The organism is Pseudoxanthomonas sp., assembly GCF_051953815.1.
Classification (GTDB): Bacteria; Pseudomonadota; Gammaproteobacteria; order Xanthomonadales; family Xanthomonadaceae; genus Pseudoxanthomonas_A.
Genome location: NZ_JBQCIJ010000064.1, coordinates 15,252 through 33,820 on the forward strand (window position 1 = coordinate 15,252; position 18,569 = coordinate 33,820).

Genomic DNA, 18,569 nt, shown 5'->3' on the forward strand with positions numbered 1-18,569 from the left:
GACCGATGGACCCGCTCCGGACGTCCGGCGAAATCCTTTCAAGGGTGGATAGCCAGGGATTTCTCGAAGGAATCTTCGCGCGGGACACCGATTGGGACGCCGCCCTGGACGCCAGGGACAGCGGAACCTTCGATGCGGCCTGGCGTGCCAGCCACGCCAGCCTGGACGCGCACAATGCAACGGAAAGCGATGTGATCCGCGCGCTCAGGGAGACGGTGTTCAAGCGCGTGCTTTCACTGACCGGCAGCCCCGACGTGGCGGGCCATGCATCCGATGATTTCGGATTGATGGCCAAGGCGGCCGAAGCGGGCGTGAGCATTCCTTTCGTGGAAGGGCTCTGGAACGCCTATCGCGACGGGATTTTTCCGCGCGGATGACGGACGCGGCGCACGCACCGGGCGCCGCACAGGCTCGGTTCCGGCGTGGACGGGTAACATAGGCCATTCCCTGTTTCCGATTCTTTCCGCAATGGACAAAGTCTTCATCGAAGGATTGCAGGTGGATGCGGTGATCGGCGTCTATGATTGGGAGCGTCACATCCGCCAGGATCTGCGCCTGGACCTGGAAATGGCGTTCGACAACCGCAAGCCCGCCGCCAGCGACGACGTCGCCGACACGCTCGACTACGACGCGATCAGCCGCCGCCTCACCGCGTTCGTGCAGGCCTCCGGATTCGGTCTGGTCGAAACCCTGGCCGAGCGTTGCGCTGCATTGCTGATCGAAGAGTTCGGCGTGGCCTGGCTGCGCCTGCGCCTGACCAAGCCCGGCGCGGTCGCCAATGCCGCCGGAGTGGGCGTGATCATCGAGCGCGGCACGGCGGATCCGGCATGAACCAGCGCCTGGAACAACTGCGCGCCTGGCTGGAACCCTACCCCTGGGCCTACACCACGCTGGTGGTGTGCGCGCTGCTGCTGGCGGCCTGGCTGGCCAACTGGGTGACCAAGCGGGTATTGCTGCGCGGACTGCGCCGCATGCTCAACTCGCTGCCGCTGGGCGGCGAACCGCACGAAGTGCGGTTGCGGGTGATTCCGCGGCTGGCCAATGTCATCCCGGCGATCGTGCTGTCGGCCGGCGTGGTGGCGGTGCCGGATCTGCCGGAACACGTGGTCACCATCGTCCGCAACGTCTGCACCGCCTTCATCATCCTGACCCTGGCGCTGGCGTTCTCCGGCGCGATGGATCTGGTCAACCAGATCTACCAGCGCCGCGCCGACGCGCACAACAAGCCGATCAAGGGCTACCTGCAGCTGCTGAAGATCGTGGTGTTCACGATCGCGGGGGTGCTGATGGTGGCGACCCTGATCGATCGCTCGCCGCTGATCCTGCTGTCCGGGCTAGGCGCGATGATGGCGGTGCTGATCCTGGTGTTCCAGGACACCATCCTGTCGCTGGTCGCTAGCCTGCAGATCAGTTCCAACGACATGGTGCGGGTGGGCGACTGGATCGAGATGCCGCAGCTCAACGCCGATGGCGACGTGATCGACATCGCCCTGCACACGGTGAAGGTGCAGAACTGGGACAAGACCATCACCAACATCCCGACCAAGAAGCTGATCAACGACTCGTTCAAGAACTGGCGCGGCATGAGCGAGGCCGGTGGCCGCCGGATCAAGCGCTCGCTGTACCTGGATCAGCACAGCGTGCGCTTCCTCACCGACGAGGAACTGCGGCGCATGCACGGCTTCACCGTGCTGGATCGCTATCTCAACGAAAAGGGCCGGGAAATCTCCGCCTGGAACACCGATCTGGAAGAACGCGGCATCCATCCGGTGAATGCGCGGCGGGTGACCAACCTGGGGACGTTCCGCGCCTATGTCGAGAACTACCTGCGCAATCATCCCGGCATCCACCAGGACATGACCCTGCTGGTGCGCCAGCAGCAGCCCGGTTCCACCGGCCTGCCACTGGAGGTCTACTGCTTCACCCGCGACATCCGCTGGGGCGTGTACGAGAACATCCAGTCGGACATCTTCGATCACCTGCTGGCGATCCTGCCGGAGTTCGGATTGCGGGTATTCCAGGAATCCTCCGATGCCGGCATCACCGCCGCGCTGATGGCGAGCGCCGCGTTGAAGCATGCGGAAGATGGGTCATCGCCGCCCGCATGAGCCTGCATCGCTATCTGCTGATCCTGGGCAGCGGCGCCGACGGCGAGGCGCAACTGGCGCGCGCGCGCGCCGCGTTGGCCGATGAAGGGCGGATCCTGGCGCTGTCGCCGGTGGTGATCGGCGCCAGTGTGGTCGCCGGGGATCCGCACCGCTACGCCAACCAGGCGATGCTGCTGGAAACCGCGCTGGAACGAAGCGCGTTCAATGCGCGGCTGAAGGCGCTGGAAGCCGGACTGGGCCGGCGCCCCGAAGACGCCGCCTGCGCCATCGATCTGGATCTGGCGCGCGAGTACGGTGCCGACGATGCGCTGTGCTGGGAAAACCCGGCCAAGCTCGAACATCCGTTGTTCATGGATCTCGCGGCGCAGGTCGCGCCGGTCAGATGAACAGCGATCGTCCGCCGTCGATGGCGACCACCTGCCCGGTGATGTAGCCGTTGCCACCCAGCAGCCAGCGCACCGCCGAGACGATGTCATCCGGTGCGCCCTGCCGCTTCAACGCGGTGCGCGCGTGCACCAGTTCCAGCGTTTCGGCCTTGACCGGATTCTCCGACCACAGCACGTTGCCCGGCGCCACCGCGTTCACCCGCACTTCCGGCCCCAGTTCGCGCGCCAGCGACTTGGTCATCATCACCAGCGCGGCCTTGGCCATGCAGTAGATCGTGTGTCCGCCCAGCGGGCGTTCGGCGTAGATGTCGGCGATGCTGACGATCGCGCCGTGGCTGGCTTTCAAATGCGGCGCGGCGGCTTGCGACAGGAAGAACGGCGCGCGCGCGTTGGAGGCGAACAGCTCATCCCACTGCTGCGGCGTGGCCTGGCCGATCGGGGTGGCGTAGTAGGCGGAGGCGTTGTTGACCAGCGCGTCCAGGCGGCCGAAGTGGCCGACCGCGCGCGCGACCAGTTCCGGCAGCCGGTCGAACTCGGCCAGATCCGCGTGCAGGGTCAGCACGCTGCCCGGCCGCACCGCGTCCAGTTCGCTCGCCAGCGCCTGCATGGCCTCGCCGGAATGGCGGTAGTGCAGGGCCAGATCGTAGCCATCGGCATGCAGGCCGCGCGCGATGGCCGCACCCACCCGTTTGGCGCTGCCGGTGACGAGGGCGACGGGGGGCGACTCGGACATGCGGAACCTCCTGGAAACGAGTCCCCATTGTCGCCGGTCGGCCCGATGGGCGCATGCCGCTTGACGCCCCGCGGGGTTTCGCGCATGTTGCAATGCAGTAACCCCATCGGCATGTCGCCGGTGGCGGCGCGGAAAGAGCGGATGGACTGGGCCAAGTACCGTACCACCACCTTTGACGAGCTGATCCAGCCTGACGGCAGCCCGCGCAGCGCCGCGCGCCGCCTGGTCGACTACCTCTCCGGCCTGGGCAGCCGCGAACTCGCCCAGCGCCAACTTGCCGCCGACGTGGTCGCCCGCGCCCAGGGCATCACCTTCACCGTCTATTCCGATGGCCGCAACGTCGACCGCACGCTGCCGTTCGATCTGATTCCGCGGGTCATCGATCGCCGCGAATGGCAGCGCACCGAAGCCGGCCTGAAGCAGCGCATGCAGGCGCTGAACCTGTTCATCGGCGACATCTACGGCGAGCAGCGCATCGTCCGCGACAAGGTGTTCCCGGCGATGCTGCTGAAGGATTCGGTCAATTTCCGGGCGCATTGCGTCGGTATTTCGCCCCCGCTGGGGGTATGGGCGCATATCTGCGGTTCCGATCTGGTCCGTGACGGCGATGGCACCCTGTATGCGCTGGAAGACAACCTGCGCATTCCCAGCGGCGTGTCCTACATGCTGGAAAACCGCATGGTCGCCAAGCGCGTGTTTCCGGAATTGTTCGAGACCAGCGCCATCCTGCCGGTCGACGAATATCCGTCGCAGCTGTACGACACTCTGGCGGCGTTGTCGCCGCGGCCGGGCGACACGCCCAGCATCGTCCTGCTGACGCCGGGGGTGTTCAACAGCGCCTATTTCGAGCACGCCTACCTGGCGCAGGCGATGGGCATCGAACTGGTGGAAGGCAGCGATCTGTTCGTCGCCGACGATGACTGCACCTACATGCGGACGGTCTACGGGCCGCAGCGCGTCGACGTCGTCTATCGGCGGGTGGACGATCTTTTCATTGATCCGGAAGTCTTCCATCCGGATTCCGTGCTGGGGGTTCCCGGCCTGATCCGCAGCTGGCGCGCCGGCAAGGTCGCGTTGGCGAACGCCCCCGGCGCCGGTGTCGCCGACGACAAGGTGGTGTTTGCCTACGTGCCGAAGATGATCAAGTACTACCTGGATCAGGAACCCATCCTGCCCAACGTGCCCAGCTATCTGTGCCACGACCCCAAGGAACGCAGGTACGTGCTGGATCACCTGGAACAGCTGGTGGTAAAGCCGGCCAATGAATCCGGCGGCTACGGCATGCTGATCGGCCCACGCTCCACCAAGCGCCAGCGCGACAAATTCCGGCAGTTGATCGAAGCCAATCCACGGAACTACATGGCGCAACCGACGCTGTCGTTGTCCACCGCCCCCATCGTCTCCAAGCAGGGACCCTCGCCCCGGCACCTGGATCTGCGTCCTTTCGTGCTGTCGCGACAGGACATCTACGTCACCACCGGCGGCTTGACCCGGGTGGCGATGACCAAGGGGTCACTGGTGGTCAACTCCTCGCAGGGAGGCGGCGCCAAGGACACCTGGGTCGTCGATGTCGAGGAGGAGGAGGCCTGATGCTGTCGCGCGTGGCCGACAACCTGTACTGGTTCAGTCGCTACGTGCGGCGCGCGGAGAACACCGCGCGGCTGGTGGGCGTCGGCAGCCAGCTGCAGCTGGATCTGCCGCGTTCGGTGCATTTCACCTGGCGGCCGATGATCGATACGGTGGGGGCCGGCGAGTTTTTCGCCCAGCAGTTCCCCGAGTCCGGGGCCGACGTGGGCGATGTGGACGTGGTGCGCTTCCTGTTGCTGGAATCCCGCAATCCGTCGTCGCTGCGCAGTTCGGTGGATGCCGCGCGCGAACTCCTGCGCAGTGTCCGCGACAGCCTGCCGCAGGAAGTCTGGGAAGCCATCAACGATCTGCACCAGCATATCGAGACCACCGGCGAGCGTGGCCTGAGCCGTCGTTACCGCGTCGATTTCCTGAACCGCATCGTCGATGGCTGCCTCAAGGTGTCCGGCCTGCTCAGCGCCAACGTCAGCCGTGACATCGGCTTCCAGTTCCTGCGCCTGGGCACCGCGCTGGAACAGGCCGACATGACCACCCGCATCATCGACGCCGGCGCCTCGGGCCTGGTCACGCCGCGCAACGACGAGGATCGCGAGACCTTCCGCAACATGCAGTGGATGAGCGTCCTGCGTTCACTGGCGGCCTACCAGATGTTCCGGCGGCATGTGCGGCAACGGGTCAGCGCCGAGCTGGCGCTGCGTTTCCTGCTGCAGAACGGCGAGTTTCCGCGCAGCGTGCAGTTCTGCCTGTCGCGCGTGCAGAACGTGTTGCCGACCATGCCCTCGCGGCCGGGAGTGGATCGCCATCTCAACCGGGTGATCGGACTGACCCGCAACGCCGATCCGGTATCGCTGGCGCAACGCAATCCGGCGGCGTTCATGGACGAGATCCAGGTCAACCTGGGGCGACTGCACGACGCCATCGCCGAAGGCTACTTTCACGGTTGAGCGGACGTTGGCGGCGCCAGCTTCCGCGGATGCGACGGGGCGGGGCGGTTACTGCTGCTGGCCCTGCATGTCACCCGGATCCTGCCGCGAGGGCACGCGCCGTGGCGGGATCGCCGGCGCCGCGGAAGCCGGTTCCTCGGCCTCGCGCGGTGGTTCCCACGGAAAACGCGGCAGGCCATGCACCGCCGCCTCCAGCTTGCGCGACCAGGTCTCGTGGATTTCCGAATACAAGGGCGTGTCGCTTTCCAGCCGGAGCGTCTGGGTGAGCCTGAGATCGCCCGCGCGCAGCAACGTCAGATCGATCGGCATGCCGACCGAAAGATTGGAGCGGATGGTCGAATCCAGCGACACCAGCGCGCAGCGGGCGGCGTCCTCCAGCGTGGTCTGCGGGCGCAGGATGCGGTCCAGGATGGGTTTGCCGTACTTGGACTCGCCGATCTGCAGATAGGGGGTCTCCGGCGACGCGGCGATGCAGTTGCCGAGCGGATAGATCATGTACAGCCCCGGTCGCTCGCCGGCGATCTGGCCGCCCAGGATCAGCGTGGCCTGCACGCTGACGCCGCTCTGCTGCGCTTCGTCACTGACCTTGGCCTGGCTGGCCACGAGCACGTCGCCGACGTACTCGGCCACTTCATACAGGTGGGCGAAGCTGCGCAGGCTGCGGGGTGCCGAGGCATCGGCGGCGTCGCGCTGCAACCGCGAGATGGTCAGCTGGGTGGTGGCGAGGTTGCCCGCCGACAGGATGACGAACACCCGCTCTCCGGGGTATTCGAAGCTGTGCATCTTGCGGTACACGCGCACATCGTCGAACGAGGCGCTGGTGCGCGTATCCGACGCGAAGACCAGGCCTTCGTCCACCTCGATGCCGACGCAATAGGTCATGGCGGTTCCGTTGTTGCCGTGCACCATGATTCTAGGCGCGGCCTCGCCGCTTGGCTAGGCTGAACCATGCGCACGTACAATGTGTCCCGGATCCGCAGACATCGAGTGGCCCCATGCCGGCCCAGCTACCCCCTCCCGACGCCGATGCGCTGGCGCACAGCCAGCGCCTGGCCGAACTGCTGCGTGAGGAAATCCGCGCCAACGGCGGGTTCCTGCCGTTCTCGCGCTTCATGGAGCGCTGCCTTTACGCGCCCGGCCTGGGCTATTACAGCGCGGGCAGCGCCAAATTCGGCGAGGCCGGCGATTTCGTCACCGCGCCCGAGCTGGGCCCGCTGTTCGCCGCCTGCGTCGCCAGCGCGGTCGCGCCGGTGCTGCAGGAACTCGGGCCGGACGCTGAATTCCTCGAACTGGGCGGCGGCAGCGGCGCCTTCGCCGAGGTGATGCTGAAGCGGTTGCTGGAACTGGACGCATTGCCGGCCCGCTACGCCATCCTCGAACCCAGCGCCGACCTGCGTGAACGCCAGCGCGAGCGGCTGGCGCAGCGGTTGATTCCGCCGGTGTTCGCGTTGATTGAATGGCTCGACGGACCGCCGGGGGAAAGCTGGAACGGCGTGTTGTTCGCCAACGAGGTGATCGACGCGCTGCCGACGCCGCGCTTCACCCTGCGCGATGGCGAAGTGTTCGAGGAGTACGTGGCGCTGGACGAGGCGGACCGCTTCGTGCGCACCGACCGCCCCGCCGATGCGCTGCTGGCGGCCGCGGTCCGCCACGTGGAGCGTTACCTGGAACAACCTTTCCCCGATGGCTACCGCTCCGAACTGCTGCCGCAGCTGCCGTACTGGATCCAGGCGGTGATGGGGGGATTGCGCTCGGGCGCGATGCTGTTCGTCGATTACGGTCATCCGCGCCGCGAGTACTACCTGCCGGATCGCGACGAAGGCACACTGCGCGCGTTCTATCGCCAGCACATGCACGCCGATCCCTATCTGTGGCCGGGCCTGCAGGATCTGACCGCGTCGGTGGATTTCACCGCGCTGGCCGAGGCGGGCACCCAGGCCGGCTTCGAGCTGGCCGGTTACTGCGATCAGGCCAGCTTCCTGCTCGGCAACGGCCTGCCCGAACGCCTGCAGGAGATCGAGGAAAGGGCCGACGAGACCGCCAAACTGCGTTTTCGCAACGAGGCGAAGAAGCTGACCCTGCCCAGCGAGATGGGCGAGCGGTTCCAGGTGATGGGATTCGCGCGCGACGTCGAGTTCGGGCCGGCCTTCCTCGCCAACGACCTGACCTGGCGCCTGTGAGATGACCCTGCTGAAACCGTTACGCCACCCCCGACTCTGGTTGTGCCTGTGGCTGCTGGCCATCGCGACGGTGGTGGCGCTGTCGCTGGGGCCGCCGCCGCCGTTCCCGGACATGCCCTCGGGGACCGACAAGCTGGAACATGGCCTGGCCTACTTCCTGCTGGCGGCCGGAGCAGTGCAATTGTTCCGCAGCCGCGGCGGCTGGATGCTCGCCGGGCTCGCGCTGGTGATGGTGGGCATCGGCGTCGAGTTCGCCCAGGGCGCCTACACCACCGATCGCATGCGCGATCCGTTCGACGCGATCGCCAATACCGTCGGCGTGCTGCTGGGACTGTCCACCGCGCTGACTCCGCTGCGGGATCTGCTGCTGAGGCTGGAACAGCGGGTTCGCAGGCCGGTCTGAAACGCCGCCGACGCGCCGGAAAAGAATCCCCCCGCCCGCGAACGGGCGAGGGGCGTGGCGAAGGTGGAGAGCCCTTCGCCGCAGCAGGTGGAGACCGATTTCCTCAGCGCGGCACCAGCCGCACTTCGTCCAGCACCCACATCTCCGGGCGCGTGTCGCCGGTGAACACCAGGCACAGATCCTGCTGGCCGGCCAGTCCGGCCGGCAGCGCCGCATCCAGGGTCACGAAGCCGTCGGCGTCGGGCTTGGCGGGCAGCGGCACCGTCGCGACCGGTTCGGCCTTGCAACCGCCGGCGCGGACCAGCAGTTCGCCGTGCGCCGAGCGCGCCGGTTCGAACTTGCGGTTGACCTCGTCGTGCGCGAGCTGGAAGTAGTACGGGATGCGCCCGGCCCGTACCCGCAGCCGGGCGATGCCGGTCAGGTCCGCCTGCGGCCACTGCCAGCACGGATTGAAGATGGTGACGTTGAACATGGCGCGGTCGCCATCACGCGGGCCGTCATCCTCCAGCCGCAGCAGCAGGCGGCCACCTTCCGGGCAACTGGCCAGCGCATCGCTGGTCCGGCGCAGCAGCCAGTCGCGATCCACGAGCTGTCCGGTGGCATCGGCCAGCGGTCTGCCGTCGAAGAAGGCGGCGGCGCGTACCTGCGCCGGCGGCGTCACCGTGAACGGCTGCGCGTAACGGGTCGAGCTCGGGACGGGCGCGCTGCCATCGACGGTGTAGCGGATGTCGTATCCAAGCGGATTCGCCAGCGTGATCTGCGCCGTGCCGGCCGCGCGCTGCTCCTGCGCGGTGACGACCACCTCGAACGGTGTCTTCGCGTAGGCGATGCCGAGCGACCGGTAGCGCTGCAGCTGCGCCGGCAGGCGCTTGAGGAAATCGGCGTAGTCCTTGCGCGCGGCGGGCGTCCAGCCCACTTCCGCCAGCGCGGCCAGGCGCGGATACAGGTGATGCTGCAGACGCGCGTAGTAACGGGTGTGTTCGGTCCACACGTTGGCCTGCAGGCCGAGGATGTGATGGCGCAGCGCGGGCGCGAGCGCTTCCGGCACCGGTTCGAAACCGTAGACCTTCTCCAGCGGCACCTGGGTCGGCCGGCCCGGCGGCTCGTTCGGCGAGGTGGTCTGGTGATAGTCCAGGTACAGATGCGACTTGGGCGTCATCACCACGTCGTGGCCCTGGGTGGCCGCTTCCAGCCCGCCCTCGGTGCCGCGCCAGGACATCACCGTGGCTTCCGGCGGCAAGCCGCCTTCGAGGATTTCATCCCAGCCGATCAGCCGGCGGTCGTGCGCTTCCAGGAACTTCTCCAGCCGCTTGATGATGTGGCTCTGCATCTCGAACTCGTTCTTCAGGCCGAGTTCGCGGATGCGCGCCTGCGCGCGCGCGGAGTTCTCCCACTGGATCTTCACGGCTTCGTCGGCGCCCACGTGCACGTAGCGTCCCGGGAACAGCGCGATGACCTCGGTCAGCACGTCCTCCAGGAACTTCATCGTGCTTTCCTCGATGTTGAACAGGTAGCTGTGCACGCCCCACTGATTGGAGACCGGCGGCCTGCTGCCCAGCACGCCCAGCTCCGGATAGGCGGCAATCGCGGCCTGCGCATGGCCCGGCACGTCGATTTCCGGCAATACGGTGATGTGGCGATCCGCAGCGTACTTCACGATCTCGCGGATCTGATCCTGGGTGTAGAAACCGCAATAGGGCCTGGGCTGGCCATCCGCGCCGATGCCGGCCTCACCGGCTGCCACCCGGCAACCGCCGATCTCGGTCAGCTTCGGATACTTCTTTATCTCGATGCGCCAGCCCTGGTCATCGGTCAGGTGCCAGTGGAAGGTGTTGAGCTTGTGCAGCGCCATCGCATCGAGGATCCGCTTGATCTCGTCGAGCGACTGGAAATGCCGCGCGGAGTCGAGCATGAAGCCGCGCCAGGGAAAGCGCGGGGCATCCTGGATGTCGATGGCGGGCAATGACGTGCCACCACGCTGGGTGGCCAACTGCCACAGGGTGACCGCGCCGTAGAACAGGCCGCGCGCGTCGGCGGCCTGCACGGTGGCGCCGTCCTGGGTCACGGACAGGCGGTAGCGTTCCGGGGAGTCGCCCGGCAGGTCGGTGGAGATGGCGAAGCGGATACCCCCACCGGTCGACGAGCCCGCAGGGGCGATCGAGGGCGTCGGCAGGCCGCTCGCACCCAGCATGGCCGCGAACTGCTGCGCCACCCCACGCGCGGTGGCGTCCTGAGCGTGCAGCACCGTTTCGGCGCCAAGCGGATAGCTGCCCTGGCGGACATCGACCTTGGTGGGCAGCGGAATCAGCGACAGGCCCGGGCTGGCGTCGGCCGCCCGGGATGCGTTGGATCCCTGCGCCATCGCGGGCAATGCGATGGCGAGAAGACCCGCGAGCATGCCGGCCCGGTGAATCATCTTGGTTCTCATCGTCGGCTCGTTCCTTGTCGGGAATGCAGGACCAGTCCCCCAAAAAAATCGGGCTCAATCAGGATTGAGCCCGTGGAGAGACAAATAGCTGTCAAAGGCAGAAAGCGCAAATCATCAGAAGTCGTAGCGCATCGTCAGCAGGAAGCGGCGACCGGTCTTGTAGGCGCCGTTGGTCAGCTTTTCCGTGCCGATGTAGCTGTGGTAGGTCTCATCCAGCAAGTTCATGCCGTTGAGCTGCAGCGACAGCGACTCGTTGACCCGGTAGCCCACCGAGGCGTCGAGCGAGGCATATTCCCTGGTCCAGGTATCCACGCCGCCGATCGCGCGGGTGAAGTACTTGTCGCGCCAGCCGTAGGTCACGCGCGCCGACCAGTCGCCACGCTCGAAGTACGGGCTGATGTTGAACTGGTGTTCGGAGTTGAACGGCAGCGGGCGACCACCATCGGCCTCGCCGTCGGAGAAGGTGTAGTTGGCCAGGATGCCGAAGCCGGCGCCGATGTCCTGCTGGTAGGCCAGGCCCACGCCTTTCACCTTGGCATTGCCCGCGTTCTGCGGACGGGCGACCAGGAAGGTGTCCATGCGATCGAGGTTCTGGTTGTAGTGGACTTCCGGCTTGGTGACCTGGAGGACGTAGTCCTCGATGTCGCGATAGAACACCGATGCCGCGAGGATCGCGTTTTCGGCGAAGTACCACTCGGCCGACAGATCGAGGTTGGTCGACTTGTACGGATCCAGATCCGGATTGCCGCCGCCGCCGGTCAGGCTCTGGTCCGACAGCCAGATGTAGCTCGACAGGTCGGTGTAGTTGGGGCGGGCCATGGTCTTGGCGGCGGAAAAGCGCAGGACCATCTCGTCGTTGAGGTCGTAGATCAGGTTCAGGTTGGGCAGGACGTTGTTGAACTTGTTCTTGCGGCTCACCGCCGTGTAGGCGCTGGCGTACTGGCTCGGGGCGAGGCCGGCGACGCAGTTGGCCTGTCCGGTGTTGCACTCGAAGGCGCCGGAGGTCACTTCGGTGCGGACGTAGCGCACGCCGATGTTGCCGCGCAGGCGATCGAAGCTGAAATCAGCCTGCACGTAGGCGGCCTGGGTGTCCTCGTCGATGGACCAGGTATTGCGCGCGAACTCGTTGGCGCTGAACGAGGACAGCTCGGGCATGGGGGTGCCCGGCGGCAGCCAGGCGCCGCTCATGGCCCAGTCGTAGATCGCCCAGCCATCGACGGTGAAGCGATCCTTCAACGCGCCGTAGCCGCTGAAACCGCTCAGGTAGTTGCCGGGAAGCTTGCGCGGGTTGAACATCGCGGCGCTCGGCGACAGGGCGGTGTTGAGGCCGACGCCACGCTGGATCTGGCTGGTGTGGTGGTCGCGCTGCTTGTAGCCGAAGCGCAGCAGGTAGAGCGGCGAGTTCAGCTTGATGCCAAAATCCAGCTGGCCGTACTTTTCCTTGTCGACGGTGGGCTTCTCGACCACGTTGCCGCCCCAGCCCTGGATGGTGAACAGTTCCGGGGTGTTGAACGGATTGGCGCCGTGGAAGGTCACGCTGCCCGGCCGGCCCGGCGAACCGGAGATGTCCCAGCTGTAGTCGGTGCGGGCGAGGAATTCACCGAACACCTGCTTCGGGCCGGCATCGGCCTTGGTCGAACCGAGCTGGGTGCTGGCGAACCAGCGCTCGTCGTTCCAGGTGGCCTTCAGGTCGTAGGTCTTGGACTTGGTGGTGGCGCGGCGATTCTGGATGTCGAAGATCGCCAGGCCGTTGCGCATCGTGCCGCGGGTGATGACGCCGTTCTCGATGGTCAGGTCGGTCAGCTTGTCCAGGCTGTTGCCTGCGTTGCCCTGGTTGAGGAACATCGGCTGCGCCATGTGATCGTAGCTGGCGTCGATCTTGAACGCGTTGAATTCGATGTCCAACTGCTCGACAGGACGGGCCTGCAGGCTCAGCGTGTAGGTCTTGCGCTGGCGCTCCTGTTCGAAGAAATGCGCGGCGGTCGAGTTGGGGCCGATCGCGTTGGGATTGGCGTTGATGGTGTCGGCGCAGGCGCCGGTGCAGTTGCCATTGGCGATGGACGGCCGGTAGGCGCTGGCGCGGACGATGTTGTAGGACTCGATGCCGTCGCGGCGGATGTTCTCGTCATCCTTCTGCACGGACACGATCACGCCGAAGTTGTCGGCCTTGTTCTTCCAGCCGAACAGGAGCGAGGCGGAAGGGTCGGTGTGTTCGACGCGATCGTTGCGGTTGAAGCCGACCTGGCCGGCGATCACGATGTCGCGGTCGAGGTCCAGCGGCTTGCGGGTGCTGACCATCACCGTGCCGCCGATCGAGCCTTCCTCCAGGCGCGCTTCCGGCGACTTGAACACCTCCACCTTGCCGACCAGCTGCGGGGCGAGCAGCGAGTAGTTGAAGGTGCGGGTCGGGAACTCGGACATGTTCCAGTCGCCGGAGGCGACCGACTGGCCGTTGAGCAGGGTGCGGTTGAGCGCCGGGTCGGTACCCAGGATGCTGACCTTCTCGCCCTGGCCGAAGGCGCGATCGATGGCCACGCCGGGAATGATCGTCATCGCCTCGGCGACGTTGGTGGCCGGGAACTTGCCGACGTCCTCGGCGGTGATGACGTCGACGATGGCGTCGGCGTTGCGCTTGGTTTCCAGCGACTTCTGCAGGCTGGCGCGGATGCCGGTGACAACGACCTTGTCCAGCTCGGTGGCATCGCCCGCGGCGGCGACCTGGGTCGGCGCCGCGTCCTGCGCGTGCGCGGTGACGCTCAGGCACATCACGATTGCGGCGGATAGTGCGGTCTTGCGGTAACTCATGCTGTCTCTCCCATCATGATTTGTTCTGGTGGTTGGCCTGCCTCGTCGGCGGGTCATGCGGTGCCCTGGCTCCCCGGCGGGCACCTCGCCGTTTGCTTCACCGGTGATCGGGCTGGTCGAGATACCAACGAGCGGCGCCGAGGACGCCGAGTTGCCCGTGCTCGACCAGCTTCACGGGAATGTGTTCGAGTGCCTGCCGCAGCGGTCCCTTGTTGAGGAAGCGCGCGACGAACCCGCTTTCGATCAGGAAGCCGCCCAGTTGCGGCAGGATGCCGCCGGCCAGGTAGATGCCGCCCTGCACGCCGTAGAACAGCGCCATGTCGCCGACCACGCTGCCGAGCAGTCCGCAGAACACCTGCAGCGTGTCGTGGGCGTGTTCGTCGTCGCCCGCCAGCGCGGCCGTGGTGATGTCGCCGGGCGTGGTGTATCGCACCGGCACGCCGTGCAGCGCGCAGAGCGCGGAATGGAGATTGAGCAGGCCGGGTCCCGACAGCGCGTGTTCGACCGGCACGTGACTGCGGTCGCCGAGCATCCGGCCCAGCAGCGCCAGTTCCAGCGCGTTGCCCGCGGCCAGCGAGGCGTGCCCGGCTTCGGTCGCCAGGACGATCGGACGCGGATGCGCGGGAATCCACACCGCTGCGCCGAGGCCCGTGCCCGGGCCGAGGATCAGGCGTGGGCCATCCGCGCCCTGGGTCGGGCCGGCGAGTTGCAGGACCTGGCTGGCCTCGACGTGGGGCGCGGCATGCGCGACCGCCTCGAAGTCGTTGACCAGGCGCAGATCGGCAAAGCCCAGCCGGGCCTGGATCGCGCGCGGCGACAGCGGCCAGGGCAGGTTGGCGGAGATGACGGTGCCGTCCTGCAACGGCAGGCCGGCGCTGGCGATGACGCCGCAGCGGATCGGATGCGCGGGGCGGCCGCCCAGGAAATCTTCCAGGATCTCGGCCAGGCCGGCGAAACGGGCACAGGCATAGGTCTGGTAGTCCAACACGGTGACCGGCCGGGTGGTCGAAGCCGTGGCCTGCACCAGACCCACCCGGACATGGGTGCCGCCCACGTCGGCGGCCAGGAACAGCTCGTGCTCCCGTAGTCGCGATTCCGCTTTCAACGCTGGATTGGCGATGGCAGCCACACGTCTCCCCACATGCTTCGCGGCCGGGGCCCCCTCAGGCTCCCTTCGTGACCGAGTGTGTTGGAGTGCTGACAACGTTGTCAAGCTTTTTGCAAAAAATTTTCAGTCAAATCCGTGCTGCGCTGCGGCGAAAAACTGTTTGATTTAATGAGGTTTTTGCCGAAAACGAGCCGTGACTGTCCGGAAATGCCCCTGCTGAAAGGCATGGGAATAAGGAAAAAGACACTGACGTGTAAAAAATTATCTGACCGGCCTGACTGCCCGGATGCCCGGGAAGATGCGGCCCGGATGGAGAACCTCTTCCCGTACGGCCGACGCAGGAAACGACGCAGGAAAAGACGACGGCGGCATCGCCGGCACGCGTCGCCTGATCGAGGTGGCGGAGTCTGGCGTCGCTGATGAAACGCGGGCGCGGCGAGGTGATGGCCGCGCACACGGTGACGAATCATTCGTCCCGGACGTGAGCGCCAAGGCAAGTGGATGGGGACTTGTTCGTTCCGGCACGGATGTCCGGCTCGCGATATGACGCGAGCCGAAGGCGCATCCGGTTCGTCATGCGCCGGCGGAAAGGGGCCGGCAGGCGATCGCGCGCTTCCGGCGCATGCCGAGGCATGGGGAGACATTCCGCCACCGTCCACAGGGGGGCGAGCGTTTCCAAACCGAAGTTGGTGCATCCGCGTCACGACACCCTCATTTTCTCGCCGCTGCCGGCTTGCGTTCCCGCCCGTCGTCGTCGTCGCTCCTGCGTGGGCGCCGGAGAAGCGAGATTCGTGCATCGACAGCGACGACGCGAACCGCCACGGTCGGGCGCAAGCGTCGCCGTGCGCACAAGGGCGATGGATCAACCCGCGATGATGCAAGGCGCGCGATGGCCGTGCGGATGGCCGGTTCGACCTTCGTGGCGGGGCGGACGACGCCTTCGCAACCTGCGTCGAATCGACGCGAACGTCGTCGTCCGCGCCTGGCGACGGCGAACCCCGCTCGGCGCGGGAAACCGGCATTCCCCCCCCCAAAAAAAAGGGCCTGGACAAGTCCAGGCCCCGGAGAAGGAGCACGCGGTTACATCGTCACCATCAGAACTTCAGGCGGACGTTGAAGTAGTACTGCCGTCCGTTGCTGTAGAACGAGGTCGGAATGGCCGCGCTCTGGTAGTACTTGATGGTCGGATCGTTGAGGTTGAGGGCGTCGAGCGAGAAGCTCAGGTGATCATTGAACTTGTAGCTCAGTGCCGCCGACAGCGTGCCGAAATCATCCTGGTAGTACGGGTTGGCGCCGGACAGGCCGATCAGGAACGACGAACGACGGGTATAGCTGACGCGCGCGCCGAACGTTTCGTTCTCGAAGTAGGCACCCACGTTGTAGGTGTTCTTCGAGGTGCCGAGCAGGTTGTCGCTGCCATCCGCCCAGGTGTGCGAGGTGCTGCCGTCGGCGTAGGTGTAGTTGGCCACGACACCGAAGTTGTCGCCGATCGGCTGCTCGTACGCCAGTTCGACGCCGGTGACCTTGCCGTTCGAATTGATCGGCACGGACACCAGGTATTCCTCAAGCTGGTTGGTCAACTCGCTGAACAGCATCTGCTTCTCGGTGCCGAAGGCGACGTAATCCTTCAGGTTCATCGAGTAGGCGCCGACGGACAGCAGGCCGCGCGGCATGAAATACCACTCGACGTTCGCGTCGAAGTTGGTAGAGACCACCGGGTCCAGGTTCGGATTGCCGCCGCCGCCGGTCCGGTTCAGGTCCGAGCCCCAGGACGAAGCGCCCAGCGCGGAGAAATCCGGCAGGGTCTGCGTCTGCGAGGCCGCGAAACGGAACACCAGGTTCTCGCTCAGGTCGAACTTGATGTTCGCGCTGGGCAGGACGCGGCTGTGCTTGTTGTTGGTGAACTTGCGGATCCACTGGCCGAACAGGCTGGACACGTCGGCGTTGGCCGCGTTGGCGACGGCCTGGTAGGAGCTGATGTCCTGGTCGACATTGACGTAGCGCAGGCCGACGTTACCGCTCCAGTTGTCACCGACGAAGTTGGCCTGGATGTAGGCGGCGAGGTTCTTCTCCTCCACCTTCCACTCGGCGCCGTAGTTGTGGCGACCGTTCGGACCATCGTTGTTGTACAGCCAGGTCGAGTTGTTGATGATCGCGTTCTGCAGCGCGCCCGGCGTGAAGTACCACAGGTTGCGCGGGAAGCTGCCGCCGATGCTGCTGGCGAAGCCACTCGGATACGACGCGGTGGCGCCATTCCGCAGCGCATCCCAGATGCCCGCGCCCGGGCTGGCGCCTTCCGGCGACAGTGCCTCGCGGGTATGGTCGGCGTAGCGCGCGCCGAAATCGAGCGAGGACAACACGCCACCGTTGAAGTAATGGGTGAAGTCGGCGGTGAACCAGTCCTCGTCATCCTTCGCGGTGACCTGCTGGTTGCCCCAGGTGCCACCCCAGGTGGCGGCGGCGGGGCTCAGATCGCCGCCCACGTTCCAGTCCACCGGCGAGCCGGCGCCATGGCTGGTCCAGCTGGCGCCACCGCCGCTGGCCATGTTCAGTTCGGCAATGAACTGGCGAGGCGTGGAGCCTTCACCGCTGGTGGTGCCGACCTGGAACTTGGAACTCAGGTTGTCGTTGATCTGCCAGTCGACGTCGAAGGTGACGTACTCGCTCTTGGCCGACGCTTCGCGGTAAATCATGTCGTAGACCGCGTAGTTCTGCCCGGGCTGGCCGGTGTAGGTGGCGTTGGTCAGCACGCCGTCCTTGATCACGTAGCCGGGATCGGGTGCCCACGCGCGGGCGAAATTGCCACCCCACATCATGAAGTTGCGGTTGTAGTTGTTGGCGTCCATGTCCGAGCGGAAGCCGCTCAGACCCAAGGTCAGATCGTCGTTGGGCTTGAACTGCAGTTCGATCAGGCCGCCCTTGCGCTCGCGGGTCTGCTCGAACAGGGTCGAACCGAGCAGGCCGGGAGCCCAGACGCCGACCAGATCAGGATTGCTGATGCCGGCGGGATCGGTGGCCGAAATCTGGAAGAAGCCGCCCGGGACCTCCTGCGCTTCGCGGCGCAGCTCGCGCTTCTGGCTGAATGCCTGGACCATCACGCCGAACGTGCCGGCGTCGTTCTTGTAGTTGAACAGGCCCGACAGCTGCGGGTCGGTGGAATCGGCCTGTTCGGCGTTGACCACGCCCAGCGAGGCTTCGGCGGTGATCTTGTCGGCGAACTGCAGCGGCTTGCGGGTGATGATGTTGACCGAACCGGTGGTGCCGCCATCGGGCAGCTTGGCCTGCGAGGACTTGTGCACTTCCACCGAGCTGACCAGTTCGGACGGCAGCAGGGTGTAGCTGACGCTGCGGCCGACGTTGTTGCCCTGGCTGAGCACGAACCAGTCGGCCGAGCCGACGGTGTGGCCGTTGATCAGGGTCTGGGTCAGGCTGGGGCTGGTGCCGCGCAGGCTGACGCGATCGGCCTCGTCGAAGCCGCCTTCGTCGGAGGAGGACGAGCTGATGTTCACGCCCGGCAGGCGTTGCAGGGTGTCGGCCACGTTATGGGCCGGCAGCTTGCCGACGTCCTCGGCGGTGACCACTTCCACGCGCGAATTGGCTTCGCGCTTGGTGTCCAGCGACTTCTCCATCGAGCCGCGGATGCCGGTGACGACCACGGTGTCCAGATCGGTGGCCTGCTGCGCGGCGGGCTGGGGCTGCTGCTGGGCGGCGGCGTCCTGTGCCTGCGCGTGCATGGAGACCGCGAGGCCCGTCGCGATGGCGACGGCGAGTAGCGACTTACGGTGATTCATGGTGTCTCTCCCATCATGATTTTTGGTTGTCGGCCGGGGCGTGATCCGGTGCCGTGTTGCTGCCTTTGCTGCCAAGGGTTCGGCTGACAGCACCGA

General features: G+C 66.2%; 14 protein-coding genes. 8 read left to right on the forward strand and 6 right to left on the reverse strand.

Annotated elements, in window-relative coordinates; genetic code table 11:
- The first annotated feature begins 5 nt into the window (after window positions 1-5).
- From ACTHN1_RS18825 to ACTHN1_RS18840, 4 genes are all read left to right on the forward strand, one after another.
- Window positions 6-377: a hypothetical protein gene (locus ACTHN1_RS18825; protein ID WP_440472446.1), complete on the forward strand. Its 372-nt coding sequence runs from the start codon at window positions 6-8 to the stop codon at window positions 375-377.
- A 91-nt stretch (window positions 378-468) separates the two neighbouring features.
- The gene (gene folB / locus ACTHN1_RS18830; protein WP_440472447.1) at window positions 469-831 is read left to right on the forward strand and encodes a dihydroneopterin aldolase; all 363 of its coding nucleotides are present in this window, start codon (window positions 469-471) and stop codon (window positions 829-831) included.
- Complete coding sequence (locus tag ACTHN1_RS18835; protein WP_440472448.1) at window positions 828-2,108, forward strand: mechanosensitive ion channel family protein; 1,281 nt, start codon at window positions 828-830, stop codon at window positions 2,106-2,108. The genes folB and ACTHN1_RS18835 overlap by 4 nt, the downstream gene beginning before the upstream one ends.
- Window positions 2,105-2,494 carry a 2-amino-4-hydroxy-6-hydroxymethyldihydropteridine diphosphokinase gene (locus tag ACTHN1_RS18840; RefSeq protein ID WP_440472449.1) on the forward strand — a complete coding sequence of 130 codons (390 nt, stop codon included), beginning with the start codon at window positions 2,105-2,107 and terminating at the stop codon, window positions 2,492-2,494. The genes ACTHN1_RS18835 and ACTHN1_RS18840 overlap by 4 nt, the downstream gene beginning before the upstream one ends.
- Here the strand turns inward: ACTHN1_RS18840 and ACTHN1_RS18845 are convergent.
- Window positions 2,487-3,227 carry a pteridine reductase gene (locus ACTHN1_RS18845; RefSeq protein WP_440472450.1) on the reverse strand — a complete coding sequence of 247 codons (741 nt, stop codon included), beginning with the start codon at window positions 3,225-3,227 and terminating at the stop codon, window positions 2,487-2,489. The two genes, ACTHN1_RS18840 and ACTHN1_RS18845, sit on opposite strands and share 8 nt — an antisense overlap.
- 141 nt (window positions 3,228-3,368) lie before the next feature.
- Between ACTHN1_RS18845 and ACTHN1_RS18850 the strand changes: the two genes are divergently transcribed.
- Window positions 3,369-4,817 carry a circularly permuted type 2 ATP-grasp protein gene (locus ACTHN1_RS18850; RefSeq protein WP_440472517.1) on the forward strand — a complete coding sequence of 483 codons (1,449 nt, stop codon included), beginning with the start codon at window positions 3,369-3,371 and terminating at the stop codon, window positions 4,815-4,817.
- A complete protein-coding gene (locus tag ACTHN1_RS18855; RefSeq protein ID WP_440472451.1) occupies window positions 4,817-5,758 on the forward strand; it encodes an alpha-E domain-containing protein in 942 nt (313 codons plus the stop codon). Before ACTHN1_RS18850 ends, ACTHN1_RS18855 begins: the two co-directional genes overlap by 1 nt.
- Window positions 5,759-5,806: 48 nt before the next feature.
- Here ACTHN1_RS18855 and ACTHN1_RS18860 read toward each other — a convergent pair whose 3' ends face one another.
- A complete protein-coding gene (locus ACTHN1_RS18860) occupies window positions 5,807-6,640 on the reverse strand; it encodes a 20S proteasome subunit A/B (RefSeq protein ID WP_440472452.1) in 834 nt (277 codons plus the stop codon).
- Window positions 6,641-6,753: 113 nt separating this feature from the next.
- On the opposite strand from ACTHN1_RS18860, the gene ACTHN1_RS18865 reads away from it, so the two are divergent.
- Window positions 6,754-7,938, forward strand: a complete 1,185-nt coding sequence (locus ACTHN1_RS18865; protein WP_440472453.1) for a class I SAM-dependent methyltransferase — start codon at window positions 6,754-6,756, stop codon at window positions 7,936-7,938.
- A gap of 1 nt (window position 7,939) precedes the next feature.
- Window positions 7,940-8,341: a VanZ family protein gene (locus ACTHN1_RS18870; protein ID WP_440472454.1), complete on the forward strand. Its 402-nt coding sequence runs from the start codon at window positions 7,940-7,942 to the stop codon at window positions 8,339-8,341.
- Window positions 8,342-8,444: 103 nt separating this feature from the next.
- Here ACTHN1_RS18870 and ACTHN1_RS18875 read toward each other — a convergent pair whose 3' ends face one another.
- From ACTHN1_RS18875 to ACTHN1_RS18890, 4 genes are all read right to left on the reverse strand, one after another.
- A complete protein-coding gene (locus tag ACTHN1_RS18875) occupies window positions 8,445-10,769 on the reverse strand; it encodes a family 20 glycosylhydrolase (protein WP_440472455.1) in 2,325 nt (774 codons plus the stop codon).
- Window positions 10,770-10,883: 114 nt separating this feature from the next.
- Entirely contained in the window at window positions 10,884-13,574 is a 2,691-nt protein-coding gene (locus tag ACTHN1_RS18880) for a TonB-dependent receptor (RefSeq protein ID WP_440472456.1), read from the reverse strand.
- Window positions 13,575-13,671: 97 nt separating this feature from the next.
- Complete coding sequence (locus tag ACTHN1_RS18885) at window positions 13,672-14,703, reverse strand: glucokinase family protein (protein WP_440472457.1); 1,032 nt, start codon at window positions 14,701-14,703, stop codon at window positions 13,672-13,674.
- A 1,073-nt stretch (window positions 14,704-15,776) separates the two neighbouring features.
- Window positions 15,777-18,473: a TonB-dependent receptor gene (locus ACTHN1_RS18890; protein WP_440472458.1), complete on the reverse strand. Its 2,697-nt coding sequence runs from the start codon at window positions 18,471-18,473 to the stop codon at window positions 15,777-15,779.
- Window positions 18,474-18,569: the final 96 nt, after the last annotated feature.

Excerpts from the sequence above, each read along its gene's own strand:
- ACTHN1_RS18825 (WP_440472446.1), top strand. The coding sequence starts at position 6 with ATGGACCCGCTCCGGACGTCCGGCGAAATCCTTTCAAGGGTGGATAGC.
- folB (WP_440472447.1), top strand. The coding sequence starts at position 469 with ATGGACAAAGTCTTCATCGAAGGATTGCAGGTGGATGCGGTGATCGGC.
- ACTHN1_RS18835 (WP_440472448.1), top strand. The coding sequence starts at position 828 with ATGAACCAGCGCCTGGAACAACTGCGCGCCTGGCTGGAACCCTACCCC.
- ACTHN1_RS18840 (WP_440472449.1), top strand. The coding sequence starts at position 2,105 with ATGAGCCTGCATCGCTATCTGCTGATCCTGGGCAGCGGCGCCGACGGC.
- ACTHN1_RS18845 (WP_440472450.1), bottom strand. The coding sequence starts at position 3,227 with ATGTCCGAGTCGCCCCCCGTCGCCCTCGTCACCGGCAGCGCCAAACGG.
- ACTHN1_RS18850 (WP_440472517.1), top strand. The coding sequence starts at position 3,369 with ATGGACTGGGCCAAGTACCGTACCACCACCTTTGACGAGCTGATCCAG.
- ACTHN1_RS18855 (WP_440472451.1), top strand. The coding sequence starts at position 4,817 with ATGCTGTCGCGCGTGGCCGACAACCTGTACTGGTTCAGTCGCTACGTG.
- ACTHN1_RS18860 (WP_440472452.1), bottom strand. The coding sequence starts at position 6,640 with ATGACCTATTGCGTCGGCATCGAGGTGGACGAAGGCCTGGTCTTCGCG.
- ACTHN1_RS18865 (WP_440472453.1), top strand. The coding sequence starts at position 6,754 with ATGCCGGCCCAGCTACCCCCTCCCGACGCCGATGCGCTGGCGCACAGC.
- ACTHN1_RS18870 (WP_440472454.1), top strand. The coding sequence starts at position 7,940 with ATGACCCTGCTGAAACCGTTACGCCACCCCCGACTCTGGTTGTGCCTG.
- ACTHN1_RS18875 (WP_440472455.1), bottom strand. The coding sequence starts at position 10,769 with ATGAGAACCAAGATGATTCACCGGGCCGGCATGCTCGCGGGTCTTCTC.
- ACTHN1_RS18880 (WP_440472456.1), bottom strand. The coding sequence starts at position 13,574 with ATGAGTTACCGCAAGACCGCACTATCCGCCGCAATCGTGATGTGCCTG.
- ACTHN1_RS18890 (WP_440472458.1), bottom strand. The coding sequence starts at position 18,473 with ATGAATCACCGTAAGTCGCTACTCGCCGTCGCCATCGCGACGGGCCTC.